The sequence below is a fragment of the Pseudomonas abyssi genome, assembly GCF_002307495.1.
Classification (GTDB): domain Bacteria; phylum Pseudomonadota; class Gammaproteobacteria; order Pseudomonadales; family Pseudomonadaceae; genus Halopseudomonas; species Halopseudomonas abyssi.
This window is the reverse complement of record NZ_NTMR01000026.1, coordinates 22,143-38,538: the sequence shown is the minus strand read 5'-3', so window position 1 is coordinate 38,538 and position 16,396 is coordinate 22,143. Positions and strand designations below refer to the sequence as shown.

The window sequence follows — 16,396 nt, the reverse complement described above, 5'->3', positions numbered from 1 at the left end:
TCAAGCGGCCGGGTGTGTAACCCGGCCAATGGAGGCTGTAGCCAGATACCGCTTGAGCCGGCTAAGCAGCTCCTGTTTGGATGAGTATTCAAATGGGCCCAGCCAATACACGCGTGAGCGCCCTCCTTCGCTTATCTGACTTCGCAGTCGCTGGGCTGCAGCGGTTCTTTGCGTGTTTGTCTTTGCAGCAGGCGCTGCGTCAATGCTATCTGTTGCCGGGTTTGCGCGGTGTTGCGCATGGCGATCACCAGCGGTAAATCGGGTAGCGCCTTTACTATCTTGATTTGCCCAGTGCCGTCACGGTCCGCCAGGTACTGCAGTACGGTCGGATCGGTGACGGCCAGGTCAAACCGCTTTGCCAGCAGCATCTTCAGCAGCATTTGGTCGCTGGTGGCGCCGAGGTAGGTGTTGTCTGGATAGGCATCCATCAGGCGTCGCAACTCGGCGGGATAGACGTAGCTGCTGACCAGGCCGACGCTATGTTGCGCGAACAACTGCTCCAGGTCGGCTGTTTCAATCGTTGTGCCCGCCAACGCCAGTAACGCAAGGCCGGAATAGTCGACTGGGTCGGACGCGACGAAGCCCTCGTTTACGCCGTCTGGCCAGGCCGGAAAGTAGCCAAGGTAGCCGTCGCGCCCGGCAATTTCCTTGGCCCGGCGCCAGGGATAGAACTCTACCTGTAGCTCGATGCCGCACTGGGCCAGCATGCTGCGCAGGTGCTGAATGGCGTTGCCGCTGTTGTTCATGCTGGAACTGGAGTACGGCTCCCACTCCAGCGAGGTAATCTTCCAAACGGCCTGTTGCGCGTTGCTGTAGCTGCTCAGGCCACACAGCAAGGTGAATGCAAGTAGGATGGTCGTCAGCGGCTGATAATGTGGCTTCATGGCAGTCCTGCTTGCAGTCGAACGTTTGACTCTATTGCAGCATAGCAGCTCGCAGCCTTGTTATTGGCGGGTGTCCTCAGTCATGCCCTAGCAGTGTCTGCCGGAGCCAACTGGCTGCTGGCCCAAGGGGCTGCTGTCTGGACCAGATGACCTCCAGTGCTTGCTGGCGGGGCCAGCCGGGTACCTGTAATTCGCTCAGCCTGCCTGCGCCGTAGTTGTCGACTAGCCAGCGTGGCAGGCTGGCCCAACCAAAGCCGAGCAAGGCCAGATCCAGCAATATCAGATAGTTTGGGGCGATCCAGCTGCGTACGGCGGCGTCTGGCAAGTCGTCTGTCGGCTGGCGTTTGCCCTTCAAGGTATTGAGGCGCAGCGCGCGGTGCTGTGCAAGCTGGTCCAGTTCTACCCTCTCCCGCCCAGCCAGTGGATGACTGTTGCCCACAAAAACGGAGAACTCGGCGCGCTCGGCCACGCTGGCGCGGCCGATTTCCGGCGGGTGCGCGCCGGCAACAGGCAGCAACCCCAAGGTCCCGCGGCCGCTGCTGATCAGGTCGATGATGTCGTCGTGCTCAGCAAAGATGCACTCGAATTCCAGCTCAGGGAACCGCTCTGCGAGTTCGTTCAACCGGGCGCTGTAATGGGCTGATTGGTAAGCATCAGACAGCACCAGACTGAGGCGAGGCTCCAGGCCTGCCGACAGGACGTGGGCGGCTTGTTGCAGTCGCTCTGCTGCGCTCAGTACCGCGTTGGCGTGACGCAGTAACCCCTGCCCTGCTTCGCTCAAGACCGGCGATTTGGCGCTGCGGTCAAACAGCGTTACGCCGAGATCAATTTCCAGCCGCGCGATGGCTTCGCTGATGGTGGACTGGCTTTTACCCAGGCGCCGTGCAGCGGCGCTGAAGCTGCCCAGACTGGCGGTCTGGGCAAAGGCTTCAAGAGATTCCGGGGATAGTTTCATATCGGTTTTGCCGATGGTTACTAATTTCTAACTGCAGGATAGACCGTAGAAAATGCGCCTGTCGATGGGATAGGAGTTATTTTTATGAGTACGGCTGTGGTGGTGCCTCGCAAATCCGTGTCTGAGCGGGTGGTGCATGCGCTGCTGTTCGAGGGGCTGGCGGTGCTGCTGTTCTCTCCCCTGATCGCGCTGGTCAGCGGCAAGTCGCTGGCGCACAGCGGGGCGCTGACACTGATGATGTCCTTTGTCGCGGTGCTCTGGAATATGCTGTTCAGTGCCGGCTTCGAGTCACTGGAGCGCCGTCGCGGCTGGCGACGCACGCTGCGCCTGCGGTTGGCGCACGCCTGCCTGTTTGAGGTCGGGTTGATTGTGGCGCTGGTGCCGATGATTGCCTGGTGGATGCAGGTTGATCTGTTGCAGGCGTTGATGCTGGATATCGGTCTGGTGTTGTTGTTCCTGCCCTACACGCTGATGTTCAACTGGCTGTACGACCGGTATCGCTCACAGGTGATGGCATGCTGGAGGGTGGGCCCGGCCAGTTGAGCCGGGCTGTTGCCGGATCACCTCATTGTGCTGCTTCCAGTGCCTGCAACGCCTGGCGGCTGGCCTCGAGTTCCTCGACGGCTTCTTCCAGTTTGGCGGTGCGCTTGCGTACATCTTCTGCGTCACCGCTGCGCTCGGCTTCAGAGAGCTCCGCCTCGCGCTCGCGCACCTCGGCGGTGTGCTCTCGTACCTCACGGGCTGCGTCATTCAGCAATTGCTCGTTGCTGCAATTGTGTTGTACACCCTGCAGGGCGCGTGTCAGGCCCGCTACCTGGCCTCGGTTTTGCGCCTGCTCGGCTATTTCCAGTTGCCGCTGTATCTCTTCCGCTTTTTGCTGACAGAGCGACTCCAGTGGTTCGCTCGCCAGCGCCGGCATGGCGCAGAGCGTGACAGCTATCAATAAATGCTGTTTTGCATTCATAGTGGGGACTCCCTGATCGATGGCGTTACTGTAGCTCATTAAAGGCATCATTCACTGTACCAATCACGGTTGACGCTTGCCCTGCTGGTTGACGTTAATGGGCTTTTGATCGCACAACAACAAGGATTGCCCATGTACAGCGTTGACGACATCCAGCTGGAACATCGTCTGATTGACGGCGTAAACACGCGTATTGCCAGTATTGGCGAGGGGCCGGTTGCACTGTTTATTCACGGTTGGCCTGAGTGCTGGTATTCCTGGCGGCAGCAGATGGTGGCGCTGGCCAATGCGGGCTATACGGCGGTCGCCCCTGACATGCCCGGCTTCGGCGAAACCGAGGCGCTAGCGCAAATCGATGATTACAACGTCACTCGCATTGTCGGCTTTATGCAGGCGCTGGTCGCGCAGTACAGCCCGGACGCGCCGGTATTGTTGATCGGCCACGACTGGGGCGCGATCAACAGCTGGCAGTTTGTGCAGTTGCATCCGGAAAGCGTCGAACGGCTGATCATCATGAGCGTCCCGCTGCGTCCGGTTGCCGATGTGCCGCCAATAGAGTTTTTGCGCGGCTATTTCAAAGATCAGTTCTTCTATCAGGTCTACTTTCAGGACACGGGCGTTGCCGAAGCCGAGTTTGACGCTGACCCGGAAGGCATTCTGCGCGCGCTCTACTGCTCCCCGGATACGCCGCGCCACCCTCCTGTGCTGGGCAAGTCGCTTTCCGAAGGCGGCGGCTGGATTGGCCGCCTGGGTGTACCGAAGGAGCAACCGGCCTGGCTCACCGACGAGATGCTCGCTTATTACCTGAATGCCTATCGGCACAGCGGATTTGCCGGCGGTATCAACTACTACCGCAATCTGGACGAGAACTGGCGCCGCCTGCTGCCACTGCGCGAGAGCAACATCACCTGCCCGGTGCTGTTTATTGCCGGTACTGCAGACATGGTGATTCAAGGCATGGGCGCAGATGCACTGCGTGACATGATGGCGCCACGCGTTCCGCACCTCGACATCGTCATGCTGCCGAAGATTGGCCATTGGCTTCAGAACGAGGCGCCCGAGGCTGTAAATGAGGCGATGCTACGCTTTCTCCAGCAGCCTTAAGGCGGGGAAATGCGCCTGAGCATTAAGCTCAGGCGCATTCAATCAAAGACCGGCAAACAGCGTTGGCGATGGCAAGACCCGAAAGTCGATCGACATCATCAGACTCAGCGCGGTGATGGCGATGATCGAGAAGCCGAACAGCTTGCGTGCCCACAAGCGGTCATCCACCTCTTCGCGGTAACCGGACAGCGCGATCACCAGCCACCAGATGCTGACCAGCAGCGCGATGACTAGATAACCGTAGCCGGCAAACCCGGACAGCGTCAGCATCAGTGCTGCCGCCGCAAAGGCGAGGATGTACCAGACGATATGCTGCTTGGTGACCCGAATGCCCTCTTTGACCGGCAGTACCGGAATGCCGGCTGCGCTGTAATCATCGAAGCGGAAAATCGCTATCGCGTACGAATGCGGCATCTGCCACAGACAAAAGATCAACAGCAACAGCGCGGCACCGGTGTCGAACTGACCGGTCACGGCGCAGTAGCCCACCACCGGCGGCATGGCACCCGATAGACTGCCGACCAATGTGCCGTACACCGAACGGCGCTTCATCCAGAGGCTGTACACGCCCACATAGATAAAGAAGCCGAAGGCCGCCAGCGCGGTGGCGACCGGCGTGGTGTACCACCACAGCAGACCGAAACCGGCCAGCCCCAGCACCACACCGTGCGCCAGTGCCGCCAGCAGCGAAATCTGCCCGGTGACCAGCACCCTGCCCCGCGTGCGCTGCATATGCCGATCAATGTCGCGGTCGATGCAGTTGTTCATCACACAGCCGCTGGCAACCACCAGCGACAGCCCGATCACGGTCGCCAGCAGCAGACCTAGATCGATCTGCCCCTGGGCGGCGAGGAAGTACCCCCCCGCCACCGCAATCAGGTTGCCAAAGATGATGCCGGGCTTGGTGACCAGCAGGTAGCGTTTGAGTTTCACTGGAACATCCAGGGCATCATCAGCATGTCGGCGTTGACCATGATCCAGATGGCCAGCCCCACCAGCATGACGATGATCAGCACGGTGAACAGGAAGGCCACCAGGTTCCAGCGGCCCTCGGACGAGGTGTTCATGTGCAGGAAGCACACTAGATGCACCACGATCTGCACGACGCCCATGACGAGCATGCCGATCAGGTTGACGCTCTGGCTGAACTGCCCACTCATCACCATCGCGAACGGGATGGCAGTGAGGATCACCGACAGGATGAAACCGATAGCGTAAGAGCCGTAGCTGCCGTGGCCGGCACCGGCGTCGGAATGCGCTTGACTCATCAGATAGTCCCCATCAGATAGACAATGGTGAACACGCAGATCCAGACGATGTCCAGGAAGTGCCAGAACAGGCTCAGGCACATCAGGCGTGTGTTGTTACGGTCGGTCAGACCGCGCCGGCAGACCTGCAGCATCATGACGATCATCCACACCAGACCGGCGGTCACGTGCAGACCGTGCATGCCGACCAGGGTGAAGAAGGACGACAGGAACGCGCTTTTGTCTGGGCCAAAGCCTTCGGCAATCAGGTGGTGGAATTCGTTGAGTTCCATCCCGATAAACCCCGCCCCCAGCACAAAGGTCGCCGCCAGCCAGGCCAGCGTCGGCCCTTTGAAGCCGCGGTGCGCTGCGATCATGGCAAAGCCGTAGGTGCAGCTGCTGACCAGCAGCAGTGCGGTTTCACCCAGCACGTAGGGCAGCTCGAAGATGTCCTTGCCGCTGGGGCCACCGGCTGTGTGGTTGACCAGCACGGCATAGGTGGCGAACACGCTGGCGAACAGGATGCAGTCGGTCATCAGGTACAGCCAGAAGCCGAATACGGTGTTGCCGCCAGTGTCGTGGTGCTCGTGGTCGTCATGTGCCACGGCGTGGTTGGAGTGCATTACAGTGCTCGACATGTCAGATCTGCTCCGCAACGGGTTGAGTGTTCAGCGCCTGACGCGGCGCCGCAAAGTTGGCGTGATGCAGGTTCTCGATGCGCTCTACTTCGTCAGGCTGCACGTAGTAGTCGACGTCTTCGTTGTAGCTGCGCGCGATGAAGGTAGCGATCATGCCGATGAAGCTGACCGCGCCCAGCCACCAGATGTGCCAGACCAGCGCAAAACCGAATACCGCACCCAGCAGACCGATAATCAGGCCGGCCGAGGTGTTCTTCGGCATGTGGATCGGTGCGTAATGATCAGGGCGCAGGTAGGCTTCGCCACGCTCTTTCATGTCCTGGAAGGCATCCAGTGCACGTACGCTCGGCGTAACGGCAAAGTTGTAGAACGGCGGCGGCGAACTGGTCGACCATTCCAGGGTACGGCCACCCCAGGGGTCACCGGTCACGTCACGCAGCGACTCACGGTTACGCAGGCTGACCACCAGCTGGGCCAGCTGGAACAGAATCCCGCACAGAATCAGGCCGGCACCGAAGAAGGCCACGATCAGGTACGGCTGCCACATCGGGTTGTCGTAGTGGTTCAGACGGCGCGTCATGCCCATGAAGCCCAGTACATAGAGCGGCATGAAGGCGACGAAGAAGCCGGTGATCCAGCACCAGAAGGCGCCTTTGCCCAGACGCTCGTCCAGCTTGAAGCCGAAGGCTTTCGGGAACCAGAAGGTGAAGCCGGCCAGATAGCCGAACACCGCACCACCGATGATGGTGTTGTGGAAGTGAGCAATCAGGAACAGGCTGTTGTGCAGCACGTAGTCCGCACCCGGTACGGCCAGCAGAACGCCGGTCATGCCGCCCACGGTGAAGGTCACCATAAAGCCCAGGGTCCACAGCACCGGTGTGGTGAACTGCACGCGGCCGCGGAACATGGTGAACAGCCAGCTGAACAGTTTTACCCCGGTCGGCACCGCGATAACCATGGTCGCTACACCGAAGAAGGCGTTGACGTTGGCACCCGAGCCCATAGTGAAGAAATGGTGCAGCCAGACCACAAAGCCGAGCACGGTGATCGCCCCGCTGGCCCAGATCATCGAGGTGTAGCCGAACAACTTCTTGCCGGAGAAGGTCGAGATCACTTCAGAGAAGATACCGAACGCCGGCAGGATCAGGATGTACACCTCGGGGTGACCCCAGGCCCAGAACAGGTTGATGTACATCATGGCGTTGCCGCCAAGCTCGTTGGTGAAGAAGTGCATGTCCAGATAGCGGTCCAGACTCAGCAGGCCCAGCGTGGCGGTCAGAATCGGGAAGGACGCGACAATCAGTACGTTGGTGAAGGTACAGGCCCAGGTGAAGACCGGTATTTTCATCCAGCTCATGCCCGGTGCACGCATCTTGAACACGGTCACCAGGAAGTTCACGCCGGTCAGCAGCGTCCCTAGCCCCGATAACTGCAACGCCCAGATGTAATAGTCGACCCCCACGCCCGGGCTGTAGCCCAGCTCTGCAAGGGGCGGGTAAGCAACCCAACCGGTGCGGGCGAACTCCCCTACTCCCAGCGACACGTTGACCAAAATCGCACCGGCCACGAACAACCAGAAACTCAGCGAGTTAAGGAACGGGAAGGCGACGTCACGGGCGCCAATCTGCAGCGGTACCGCGATGTTCATCAGGCCAACCATGAACGGCATGGCCATGAAGATGATCATGATCACACCGTGCGCGGTGAAGATCTGGTCATAGTGCTCAGGCGGCAGGTAGCCCTGCGAAGCCCCTTCGGCAATCGCCAGCTGGCCGCGCATCATGATGGCGTCGGCAAAGCCGCGCAGCAGCATGATCAGGGCAACCAGGATGTACATCACACCGATTTTCTTGTGGTCAACCGAAGTCAGCCACTCGGTCCACAGGTAGCCCCACTTGCGGTAGTAGGTGATGGCGCCAAAGATCCCCAGGCCGGCAATCGCAACGACCGCCAGGGTGATCATGATAATGGGCTCGTGGAACGGCACGGCCTCGAGTGTCAGCTTGCCAAACATCAGTGGGTCTCCTCGGCAGCGTTCATGGGCATGCCAGCCATTTCGGCGCCTGCATCAGCGTCATGGCCTGCGTGACCGGCGTGGTCTTCGTGGCCGGCCGCGTGCTTACCGCCGTTGTGGTATTGCATGAGGATGGTCTCGTACAGGATCGGGCTGACGCTGCCGTAGTAGCGCACCGGGTCGGCCTTGCTCGGCGCTGCCAGCGTCGGGTAGCTGTTCAGATCCAGCGTCTCGGCGTTGGCCTTCACCTGACTAACCCAGTCGTTGAAGCCCTGCTCATCGGTGGCGATGGCCTGGAACTTCATGTCCGAGAAGCCTTCGCCGCTGAGGTTGGCGGAGAAGCCGTCGTAGCTGCCTTCATGGTTGGCAATCAGGTGCAGCTTGGTCTGCATGCCGGCCATGGAGTAGATCTGGCTGCCCAGCGCCGGGATGAAGAAGGAGTTCATCGCCGATTGGGAGGTGATCTTGAAGTTGACGGGGGTGTCGACCGGGAAGGCCAGTTCGTTGACGGTGGCGATGCCCTGCTCTGGGTAGATAAACAGCCATTTCCAGTCCAGCGATACCACTTGCACTTCGATCGGCTTGACGTCCGAGTCGAGCGGGCGGTACGGGTCCAGCTCATGGGTGGTCTTCCAGGTGATGGTGCCGAGGATGGCGACGATCACACAGGGAATGATCCAGACCACCAGTTCAATCGCGGTGGAGTGGGACCAGTTGGGTCGGTAGGTCGCCTTGGTGTTGCTTGCACGGTACTTCCAGGCAAACACCAGGGTCATCACGATGACCGGAATGACCACGATCAGCATCAGCAGCGTGGCGGTGATGATCAGCGACTTTTCGTCGACGCCGACCTGCCCTTTCGGGTCCAGCAACACCATCTTGCAGCCACTAAGCATCAGCAGCGGCAGCCAGGCGAGCCGTTTCAGGAGTGAAGTTATCTGCTTCGGGTTCATGTTGCAGCCTTAGTCGTTGAACAGGCCCTCGCGCCCGACAGGGAGCGAGGTGCAACAGGCCCCAGTGATGTGTACCCACCAGCCGACCCATAGCCCACGCAACAGCACCCCGTGACGCTCCCGCATGAGCGTGTCAGGTGCTGCCGAGTGTTTTTTATGGGTCAGCGTAATGTCTTTGTGCAGACTGAGACGGCGTACAGCATCAATCGCCAAACCGGCCGCGGGAGCGGCGCCTTCCGTGGGGAACCAGAGCGGACGCCTGGAACCTGTTGCGGAAAGTATTACAAAGTATTTCCAGATGCTTCGCAATTGTAACAACTCATGACATAGGTCAATGCGCAGGGGTGTGCCAGGTGATAGCCAGGGTCGGCTGAGCGGGCCAGCAATGGATGTAGCCTGCGGTCTGGGCGGGCTGTAGCGTGATGCCGTAGCAGCGGACATGGCCGCGCAGGGGTGCGACCTTATGTCGCGTCGCGGGGTGCGGCGCCAGGTCACTTGAGCAGCAGGTATTTCCTTCCTACCATGCGTCTGGTCACATTTGAGGTAAAACCGGCATGACAGACAATTCCCCAACTTACGGCCAGGCCGACGCGTCCTACCAGGCAGCAGGTGGGCTTGAGGGTATTCGTCAACTGGTAACGGATTTTTATCAGGAGATGGACAGCTGGGAAGGCGCGCGCAAACTGCGCGCGCTGCACGCAGAAGATCTCACGCTGGCGCGGGAGAAACTGACGGCCTTTCTGTCAGGCTGGCTGGGCGGCCCCCGTTTGTTTCAGCAGCAATTTGGCAGCATCAGTATTCCCGCCTTTCATGCGCGCTGGGCGGTCGGCCCCGAGCTGCGTGATCAGTGGCTCGACTGTATGGCGCGCGCCATTGCCCGCCAAGCGTTTCACCCCGCTTTTGCCAGCTATTTGCTGGAGCAGCTCCGGGTGCCGGCCAACCGTGTGGTTCAAGCCAGCCAGGCGATGCGTCAGGCGCAGCAATAGAGATACGGCATGCGTGTCCGTGGGCTCTTCGCCAGCGCACACAGCAAAACAGGTCGCAGCACCGACCCTCGCGGACGCGACATGTCGCGTCCCTACGCATGGGGGAACAGACTCCGCCGTAGGGACACGACATGTCGTGTCCGGGACGCCGCTACCACTGGGCAAGCGGAACGTCAGCAGCGTCTAGAGAGGCCTTTCCCAGAACATGGCACGGCCCATGACCGGGTCCAGCTCGTAGCCCTTGAAGCCAACTGCGCGATAGCTGTTTTGTGCTGGATGGTTACCCTCCAGCACTTCCAGTGTCAGCTTGCAGCAGCCGCGCTCGCGCGCGATCGCTTCTACCTGCTGCAGCATCAACCGGGCCACTCCCCTGCCCCGTGCACGCATCGATACGATGACGTCGTGAATGTTGATCAGCGGCTTGCCCTTGAATGTCGAGAAACCTTCAAAGCAGTTGATCAAACCGACAAACCCGGATGCATCCCTGGCCAGCACAAAGTGATAATCCGTGCGCTCGGCCAGGCGTAGCGCTAGCTCTTGCTGTACCTCGGCAGGCAGGGCCTTGCCGCCGCCCATCGGGTCCAGGGCATATTCGCTGAGCAGTTGAACAAGCGCGTGCGCGTGGGCTGGATTGGCCAAATCGCCGTTGATGATATCGATACTCATGGTTGTCCTGATTGCAGTTGCTGGCGCAGGGTCAGCAGGGTTTGACTGTGGGGGTTACGCTGCAGGCCTTCCTCCAGTTCCGCCAAGGCCTCTGCGCGTTGCCCCGTGCTGTTGAGCCCCACTGCCAGCACATAGCGGTAGCGGCTGGTGTCAGGGTCTAGCATGACCGCCTGGCGCAGGGCGCTGAGGGCCTGATCCATCTGTTTGTTGCGCACGTTGAGCAAGCCGAGACTGAAGTGCAGCGGCGCTGCTTCGGGCAGTTGCTGCAGCCCTGTTTTCAGCAGGCGTTCGGCGTCCGGGTCGCGGAACGAGGCGCGGTACAGATCAGCCAGGTTCACGTAGGCGGCGATAAAGTACGGGTCCAGCTCAATCGCGCGCTGGTAGGCATCTTCGGCCAGCGCCAGCTGTCCTCGGGTCTGGTAGAAAACGCCGATATTCAGCTGCGCGGAGGTGTCGTCGGCATTGGCCTGCTGGGCGGCCAGATAGGCGTCCTGAGCATCTCGCAGCCGTTTTATATCATCGCCGCGCATCTGCTCCGGCGGAATATCCAGCAATTGGGCGGCCGCCTGCAGGCGCACCACCCGCTCTGGCGCCTCCAGCAGATGGCTGACCAGTTGCCAGCGGGTGATCGGAGGATAGCTGGACACCGCCTGCAGTGCGCCCAGGCGAATTTGCGGATCCTCGGCCCGCAGTGCAACGAACAGCGATTGCGCGACTTCCGGCCCCGGCCAGGATTGCAGCATGCTGGCGGCGGTGGCACGGGCGATGGCCGGCTGGGATTCGTTTGCGAGCAGCTCGAGCAAGCCTTGCTCAGCACCACTGGCTCCGGCACGGGCGTGGGCAAAGACCTCGGCATACTGCTGCAGTCCCTGTGGTGTGTGGCCGTACCACTGCTGTACATGCTCGGCTGCCCACTCGGCGCTTTGGTCAGTGTGGCACTGATTGCAGGCATTGGGGGGGGCCAGGGTGACGCTGAGGTCCGGGCGAGGGACGCGCAGACTGTGGTCGCGCCTAGGGTCCACTTCCATGTAGGTGGTCGCCGGCATGTGGCAATCAACGCAGGCGCTGCCCGCCGCCGTGCTGTGAAAATGGTGCTTGGGTGTCTGGTACTGGTTGGCCTGGTGGCACTGCAGGCATACGCCGTCACCGGGTAGCCGCAGTTCCAGCGAGTGCGGGTTGTGGCAGTCGCTGCAGGTGACCCCGGCCTGGTACATCTTGCTCTGCAGGAAGGAGCCGTGCACGAAAACTTCGTCCTGAATCTGCCCGTCCGGGTGGTAAAGCCCCTGATCCAGAGTGGACAACAGGTAGTTCTCGACCAGCAGGCCGGCGTCCTGTCGATCGTCGAAGAGCTGGGCGCGGCGCGAATGGCAGGCGGCGCACGCCTGGATTTCCTTCTCGCTGGTGCGCGGCACAGTGCGTTCAGGGTGTCCGCTGGCATTGGGCAGCCAGTTGACACCCTGGCGTTCGTCAAAGCGTACAGTCAGGCCCAGGGTATCGGCCATCTCGGGGTGGCTGTCAGGGTGGGTTGCCCATTGCAGGTGGTTGGACGCCGGGCCGTGGCAGGCTTCGCAGGACACATCAATCTCGCTCCAGCCGGTGTTGTAGCTGTTGCTAACGCTATCGAAGTTGCGTTCCAGATTGGTTGAGTGGCATTCGGCGCACATCAGGTTCCAGTTGAACTGGCGACCGGTCCAGTGCAGCGCCTTCACGGGATCGTCGCCGTTCACATCCGGGTTGAGCTGGAACCAGCGCTGGCCGCCCTCCTCTGCCGGCCTTGCGTCCCAGGCCACGCTGAAGGCCTGATAGCGGCCGCCTGGCATGGCCAGCAGGTATTGCTGTAACGGGTAGACGCCAAAGGTGTAGTCCACGCGGTAATCGCTGTACTCGCCCTCGGCATTGGCGGTGTTGACCCAAAACTGCTCTTCGCGCTGGAAGAAGCGACTGGTCACGCCGCCAAAATTGAAGGTCTGGTCGGCGAAGTCACCCAAGACAGTTTGCGCGTTGGCTTCTTGCATCGCCTGGTCGTGGTGCGAGCCATTGAACTGCTCGCTCTGTTCGGCATGGCAGCTGGCGCAGGTTTGGCGGCCGACATACTCTGGCCCGGTGGACAGGGTGCTGACTGGCGACGGCGACACTTCGGCTGCTGGCGTTGGTGCAGAGGGCTGAGAGCGGGTTGCGACGGAGGTGTCCAGCGTGCTGGTGTTTGGTTCTGCTCGTGTCAGCCACCAGATACCGGCGGCTGCGAGGATCAGCAGTGCCGGCAGAATCAGGCGCCAGTGCGGGGGGGATACGGTTGGGTCCTGCTTGTTGTTGTTCTTTTGCCGCATCGGGCGTGCATCCTTTTCACGGGGGAGGCATCGCCGCCTCGAGTACGCAGGCTGGGTGACCCTCGCTTTCCCATCTGTGCAGGACGCAGCCAGGATGGGCTCTGCTCTTCTTGCGCATGCTAGCGGACGCTAATGCTTGAGTGCTACCTCCCGGGACTATATTTGCCGAATACTGCAGCCAAGGCTGTGATGTTCACCCGGCTGCAGCGTGCGGCTATCTGCAGCGGCGTTGGCCGCTTCGATGCAGAGCATGGTCCGGTAGCCATCGGCTGGAAAGTTATCCAGCTTGCGCGCTTTGTCTTGCCACGGGTTCCACAGCACCACAGAGGCACTACCGCTGCGGCAGATTTCCAGCGTGCGCTGCCCGTCGCTCAGGTAAATGGGTTGGCTGTGCTGCAGATAGATACGGTCTACTTCGCGCTCAATCATCAGGTCACCCTGCTGCACCTGATGGCTGCGGCTCAGCTGGTCCAGGTAGGTTGCGCCATCGAGCCCCGCAACGCGCACCTCACTGATGTCGCTGACCGGCAGGTAGGTATGTAGTGCCTGGCTCAGGGTTTGTGCCCTGCGGCCGGTATTACGACTGGTCAGTGTCATCTGCAGGCTGGTACCCAGTTGCAGTTCCAGGCTGAGTGCCCAGGATTCGTCGGGTAAGGCATCATGCTGCGTCGTGGCGGGTAGCTCCAGGCGCAACCGTACCGACTGCTCGTCGCGCTCGGCGGCGGTGAGCTGCCAGAGGCTGCGCCTGGCAATGCCATGGGCCGGTCCGCTGCGGCTGTTGCCAAACCAGGGCCAGCACAGCGGCACCCCGCCGCGCAGTACGCCACCCGGTGCCTGAGCGTCGCAGGGGCTCATCCACAGCAGATCGGCCTGTCCGCTTGGAATACAGGACACCAGGTGCGCGCCCTCCAGCGCAACGCGAGCACGAACGTTGGGGTGCTCGATCTCCACAAAGGCTTTGCCAGCGGCGTTGTGTACCCAGGAAATGCCGTCGGGCAAAGGGGACGTACTGATCATGCTTACTCCGTTTTTGTGACCGGAATGATGTGTTCGACCGCTACGCGGTCGCGGCCTAGATGCTTGGCCCGGTAGGTGGCGATATCGGCGCTACTGAGCAACTGCTCAAGGCTCGCAGCCCCCTGCTCACTGGCGGTGACACCGAAGCTGCAGGTGAGCAGTAGCTGCTTGCCCTGATACTCCACTCGCATGTGGGCTATCGCCTGGCGCAGGCGTTCGGCAAGCTCGGTGGCGGCAGCCAGGTCGGTGCCGGGCAGCACTATGGCGAACTCCTCGCCGCCCAGTCGGGCGCAGATATCGGCTGCTCGGGTCAGGCTACGCAGGATGGATGCCAGTGCCGTCAGAACAGCGTCTCCGGCGGCGTGCCCGTGCTGATCGTTGATCTGCTTGAAGTGGTCAGCGTCAAGACCTATCAGCGCAACGGGATGCCCCAGTCGACGTGCCTGCTCGATGGCGCTCTGGCCGAGGGCAAAGAGCGCCCGGCGATTGGCCAGGCCGGTCAATTCATCCTCGTGCGCCAACTGTTCGGCGCGGTGCTGCGCGTTGCGCAGTTGTGCCTGAAGGAGCTTGATGTCGGAGATGTCGGTCGCGATTTCCAGGCGCACCCATCGGCCATCCGGCCAGCGGATGGCCTGATCTCGGCATTGATACCAGCGTTGATTGTGGGTGTTACGAAACTCCCACACCTGCACGCCGGCGGGCTGTCCGTGACTGTCGAGCAGCCGGTGGTTGTTGCAGAAACTGCAGGGGCCTTCCTGCCCTTGCTGCAGGGTCTCCCAGCACTTGCGGTGATCTACCTCGCCCCACCTGGCGCGGCCGTAGGCGTTCAGGAAAAGCAGCTCATGGGTTTGCATGTCGGCGACGTAAACCAGCGCATCCAGGCTGTCGAGCACTGTTTCCAGGGCGGACTGGCTGGCGCGGGTCTGTTGCTGAGACGGGTTGGTTTCATCCATGACGCAAGCTCGGATTTATTGGCTGAGCGCTGTGCGCGCCGACTACCCTGCAGGCAAACCGGCGATGCTACTCGAAGTCAGATTACGCGAGTTGATACAGATGTGACATCATGTTGCGCGCAAAACGGCCAGTGCTTCTGAGCTCGGGCCCGCGTATAGCGGTTTGTTCGTTTGTTCGGCCGCGTTCTTTAGTCAACGTCGCCAGGGGTGTCCGTGCGTCGCATCGCACGGGCTGAGAACACGCTGATCACCAGCCGAAACCCTGGAACCTGATCCGGATCATACCGGCGGAGGAAGTGCGACATGTTGTACCTGTCTATGGCAGCTCTGGCTGCCGTGTTGCTGTTGTTTGCCTGGATTGGTCTGCGGGCGCGCTCTGCCCAGGCGGGCCTGGATGATTTTGTTACCGCTCGCAATTCCCAGGGCGCCCGCGCCATCGGCCTGTCTTTTCTTGCTTCGGGCATGGGCGGCTGGATTCTGTTTGCCCCGCCGGAAGTCGGCGCGCTGGTCGGCCCGTTGGCGTTGGCCGGCTATGCCTTGGGCGCGGCCCTGCCCTTCGTGCTGTTTGCCGCTCTCGGGCCGGCCATTCGTCGGGCCTTGCCGCAGGGGCGCAGCATCGGTGAGTTTGCCGAGCACTTTTACGGTTCCGCGGTACGCCGTTGGGTGGGGTTGATTGCTTTGCTCTACATGAGCTGCTTTTTGATTGCCGAGTTGACCGCGATCGGCGCCATCACCAGCATGCTGTCGGATATCAACGGCAATCTGGTGGTGGTGGGCGTTGCCCTGACAACCCTGCTCTACACCGCCTGGGGTGGCCTGCGTGCGAGCATGACGACTGACCGCTGGCAGGCCTGGTTGCTGCTCGCCCTGTTGGCGCTGGTCGGCGCCGTGGCGATGCAGCGGCTGCCAGAGGCGACCGCTACCGGCGCGATGCCCGGTATTCCTGCCAGCGCCGCACTGGGGGTGGCCTTGACTCTGGTGCTGGCGGTAACAGCAGCCAATCTGTTCCACCAGGGTTACTGGCAGCGGGTGTGGGCGGCCGAAAGTGACGCTGCGCTGGCCCGTGGCGCGGTGCTCGGTGGGCTGGCGACCATCGCCGTGGTGGCAGTGATTGGCGGCCTGGGCATTGTCACTGTGATGAGCGGCGCTGACGTGGGCTCGCCGCCCATACCCTTCTTTGCCATGCTGCGAGAAGCCCCGGGCTGGCTGGCATTGCCGGCGTTGCTGCTGGCGCTGACTTTGGTCGCGTCGTCTGTTGATACCCTGCAAAACGCCATCGCGTCGCTGCTGGTCACTGAAAAGCGCGGTCTGTCGCTGGCCTCGGCGCGCTGGTTGACGGTGGCACTGATGCTGCCGGTAGTGTGGGTTGCGCTGCAGGGCAACTCTGTGCTGCGGTTGTTCTTGATTGCCGATCTGCTGTGTGCCACTGCGGTGGTGCCGGTGCTGCTTGGATTGTGGTCGCGCATGAGCGCGGTGGCGGCCATTGCCGGCGCGCTGGCGGGTCTGGTCGGTGCTGTGCTACCCGGTTGGCTGGATACCGGCAGTCTGCAGCAGGGCATCCTGCTGGCCAGCTTCCCAGATACGGTACCCACCTTGGCGCCCTTTGCCGGGGCGCTGCTGGCCTCGACGCTGGCCAGCCTCATTATGGCGCTGCTGTTGCCGCGTCGAGCCTCCCTGGGCTGAGATCT

General features: G+C 61.5%; 16 protein-coding genes and 1 riboswitch. Of the genes, 4 read left to right on the top strand and 12 right to left on the bottom strand.

Annotated elements, in window-relative coordinates; genetic code table 11:
- Positions 1-131: 131 nt before the first annotated feature.
- Together CNQ84_RS16815 and CNQ84_RS16810 are read right to left on the bottom strand one after the other, a co-directional pair.
- Positions 132-884 (bottom strand): substrate-binding periplasmic protein, encoded by a 753-nt coding sequence (locus tag CNQ84_RS16815; protein WP_096005998.1) that lies wholly within the window; start codon positions 882-884, stop codon positions 132-134.
- Between the two features lie 76 nt (positions 885-960).
- Positions 961-1,839, bottom strand: coding sequence for a LysR family transcriptional regulator (locus tag CNQ84_RS16810; protein ID WP_096005997.1), 879 nt, complete (start codon positions 1,837-1,839; stop codon positions 961-963).
- An 84-nt stretch (positions 1,840-1,923) separates the two neighbouring features.
- On the opposite strand from CNQ84_RS16810, the gene CNQ84_RS16805 reads away from it, so the two are divergent.
- Positions 1,924-2,382 (top strand): multidrug/biocide efflux PACE transporter, encoded by a 459-nt coding sequence (locus CNQ84_RS16805; RefSeq protein WP_096005996.1) that lies wholly within the window; start codon positions 1,924-1,926, stop codon positions 2,380-2,382.
- A 22-nt stretch (positions 2,383-2,404) separates the two neighbouring features.
- On the opposite strand, the gene CNQ84_RS16800 is transcribed toward CNQ84_RS16805, so the two are convergent.
- A complete protein-coding gene (locus CNQ84_RS16800; RefSeq protein WP_165771318.1) occupies positions 2,405-2,803 on the bottom strand; it encodes a DUF1090 domain-containing protein in 399 nt (132 codons plus the stop codon).
- 132 nt (positions 2,804-2,935) lie between these two features.
- On the opposite strand from CNQ84_RS16800, the gene CNQ84_RS16795 reads away from it, so the two are divergent.
- A complete protein-coding gene (locus tag CNQ84_RS16795; protein ID WP_096005994.1) occupies positions 2,936-3,907 on the top strand; it encodes an alpha/beta fold hydrolase in 972 nt (323 codons plus the stop codon).
- Positions 3,908-3,949: 42 nt separating this feature from the next.
- Here CNQ84_RS16795 and cyoE read toward each other — a convergent pair whose 3' ends face one another.
- From cyoE to cyoA, 5 genes are read right to left on the bottom strand one after another with little or no spacing between them, the layout of a single operon-like run.
- Entirely contained in the window at positions 3,950-4,840 is an 891-nt protein-coding gene (cyoE, locus tag CNQ84_RS16790) for a heme o synthase (RefSeq protein WP_096005993.1), read from the bottom strand.
- Positions 4,837-5,178, bottom strand: coding sequence for a cytochrome o ubiquinol oxidase subunit IV (gene cyoD / locus CNQ84_RS16785; RefSeq protein WP_342745778.1), 342 nt, complete (start codon positions 5,176-5,178; stop codon positions 4,837-4,839). The genes cyoE and cyoD overlap by 4 nt, the downstream gene beginning before the upstream one ends.
- A complete protein-coding gene (locus tag CNQ84_RS16780) occupies positions 5,175-5,792 on the bottom strand; it encodes a cytochrome o ubiquinol oxidase subunit III (RefSeq protein WP_096005991.1) in 618 nt (205 codons plus the stop codon). The genes cyoD and CNQ84_RS16780 overlap by 4 nt, the downstream gene beginning before the upstream one ends.
- Before the next feature lies 1 nt (position 5,793).
- The gene (gene cyoB / locus CNQ84_RS16775; protein WP_096005990.1) at positions 5,794-7,806 is read right to left on the bottom strand and encodes a cytochrome o ubiquinol oxidase subunit I; all 2,013 of its coding nucleotides are present in this window, start codon (positions 7,804-7,806) and stop codon (positions 5,794-5,796) included.
- Positions 7,806-8,759, bottom strand: coding sequence for a ubiquinol oxidase subunit II (gene cyoA, locus CNQ84_RS16770; RefSeq protein ID WP_096005989.1), 954 nt, complete (start codon positions 8,757-8,759; stop codon positions 7,806-7,808). Before cyoA ends, cyoB begins: the two co-directional genes overlap by 1 nt.
- A gap of 554 nt (positions 8,760-9,313) precedes the next feature.
- Here cyoA and CNQ84_RS16765 point away from each other — a divergent pair.
- On the top strand, positions 9,314-9,745 hold the full coding sequence (locus CNQ84_RS16765) for a group II truncated hemoglobin (RefSeq protein ID WP_096005988.1): 432 nt from the start codon (positions 9,314-9,316) through the stop codon (positions 9,743-9,745).
- Between the two features lie 183 nt (positions 9,746-9,928).
- Here the strand turns inward: CNQ84_RS16765 and CNQ84_RS16760 are convergent, their stop codons facing one another.
- The 4 genes from CNQ84_RS16760 to CNQ84_RS16745 all read right to left on the bottom strand — a co-directional run bounded on the left by CNQ84_RS16760 (position 9,929) and on the right by CNQ84_RS16745 (position 14,708).
- Positions 9,929-10,411, bottom strand: coding sequence for a GNAT family N-acetyltransferase (locus CNQ84_RS16760; RefSeq protein ID WP_096005987.1), 483 nt, complete (start codon positions 10,409-10,411; stop codon positions 9,929-9,931).
- Positions 10,408-12,738 carry an ammonia-forming cytochrome c nitrite reductase subunit c552 gene (locus CNQ84_RS16755; RefSeq protein WP_096005986.1) on the bottom strand — a complete coding sequence of 777 codons (2,331 nt, stop codon included), beginning with the start codon at positions 12,736-12,738 and terminating at the stop codon, positions 10,408-10,410. Before CNQ84_RS16755 ends, CNQ84_RS16760 begins: the two co-directional genes overlap by 4 nt.
- A gap of 156 nt (positions 12,739-12,894) precedes the next feature.
- Positions 12,895-13,755, bottom strand: a complete 861-nt coding sequence (locus tag CNQ84_RS16750) for a D-hexose-6-phosphate mutarotase (RefSeq protein ID WP_096005985.1) — start codon at positions 13,753-13,755, stop codon at positions 12,895-12,897.
- A gap of 2 nt (positions 13,756-13,757) precedes the next feature.
- Positions 13,758-14,708 carry a GGDEF domain-containing protein gene (locus tag CNQ84_RS16745; protein ID WP_096005984.1) on the bottom strand — a complete coding sequence of 317 codons (951 nt, stop codon included), beginning with the start codon at positions 14,706-14,708 and terminating at the stop codon, positions 13,758-13,760.
- A gap of 193 nt (positions 14,709-14,901) precedes the next feature.
- Positions 14,902-15,022: riboswitch (TPP riboswitch) on the top strand.
- Here CNQ84_RS16745 and CNQ84_RS16740 point away from each other — a divergent pair.
- Positions 15,012-16,391: a sodium:solute symporter family transporter gene (locus tag CNQ84_RS16740; protein WP_096005983.1), complete on the top strand. Its 1,380-nt coding sequence runs from the start codon at positions 15,012-15,014 to the stop codon at positions 16,389-16,391. It overlaps the preceding riboswitch by 11 nt.
- The last annotated feature ends 5 nt before the right edge of the window (positions 16,392-16,396 follow it).

Coding starts and splice junctions, on each gene's coding strand:
- CNQ84_RS16815 (WP_096005998.1), bottom strand. CDS start 884: ATGAAGCCACATTATCAGCCGCTGACGACCATCCTACTTGCATTCACC.
- CNQ84_RS16810 (WP_096005997.1), bottom strand. CDS start 1,839: ATGAAACTATCCCCGGAATCTCTTGAAGCCTTTGCCCAGACCGCCAGT.
- CNQ84_RS16805 (WP_096005996.1), top strand. CDS start 1,924: ATGAGTACGGCTGTGGTGGTGCCTCGCAAATCCGTGTCTGAGCGGGTG.
- CNQ84_RS16800 (WP_165771318.1), bottom strand. CDS start 2,803: ATGAATGCAAAACAGCATTTATTGATAGCTGTCACGCTCTGCGCCATG.
- CNQ84_RS16795 (WP_096005994.1), top strand. CDS start 2,936: ATGTACAGCGTTGACGACATCCAGCTGGAACATCGTCTGATTGACGGC.
- CNQ84_RS16780 (WP_096005991.1), bottom strand. CDS start 5,792: ATGTCGAGCACTGTAATGCACTCCAACCACGCCGTGGCACATGACGAC.
- cyoB (WP_096005990.1), bottom strand. CDS start 7,806: ATGTTTGGCAAGCTGACACTCGAGGCCGTGCCGTTCCACGAGCCCATT.
- cyoA (WP_096005989.1), bottom strand. CDS start 8,759: ATGAACCCGAAGCAGATAACTTCACTCCTGAAACGGCTCGCCTGGCTG.
- CNQ84_RS16765 (WP_096005988.1), top strand. CDS start 9,314: ATGACAGACAATTCCCCAACTTACGGCCAGGCCGACGCGTCCTACCAG.
- CNQ84_RS16760 (WP_096005987.1), bottom strand. CDS start 10,411: ATGAGTATCGATATCATCAACGGCGATTTGGCCAATCCAGCCCACGCG.
- CNQ84_RS16755 (WP_096005986.1), bottom strand. CDS start 12,738: ATGCGGCAAAAGAACAACAACAAGCAGGACCCAACCGTATCCCCCCCG.
- CNQ84_RS16750 (WP_096005985.1), bottom strand. CDS start 13,755: ATGATCAGTACGTCCCCTTTGCCCGACGGCATTTCCTGGGTACACAAC.
- CNQ84_RS16745 (WP_096005984.1), bottom strand. CDS start 14,708: ATGGATGAAACCAACCCGTCTCAGCAACAGACCCGCGCCAGCCAGTCC.
- CNQ84_RS16740 (WP_096005983.1), top strand. CDS start 15,012: ATGTTGTACCTGTCTATGGCAGCTCTGGCTGCCGTGTTGCTGTTGTTT.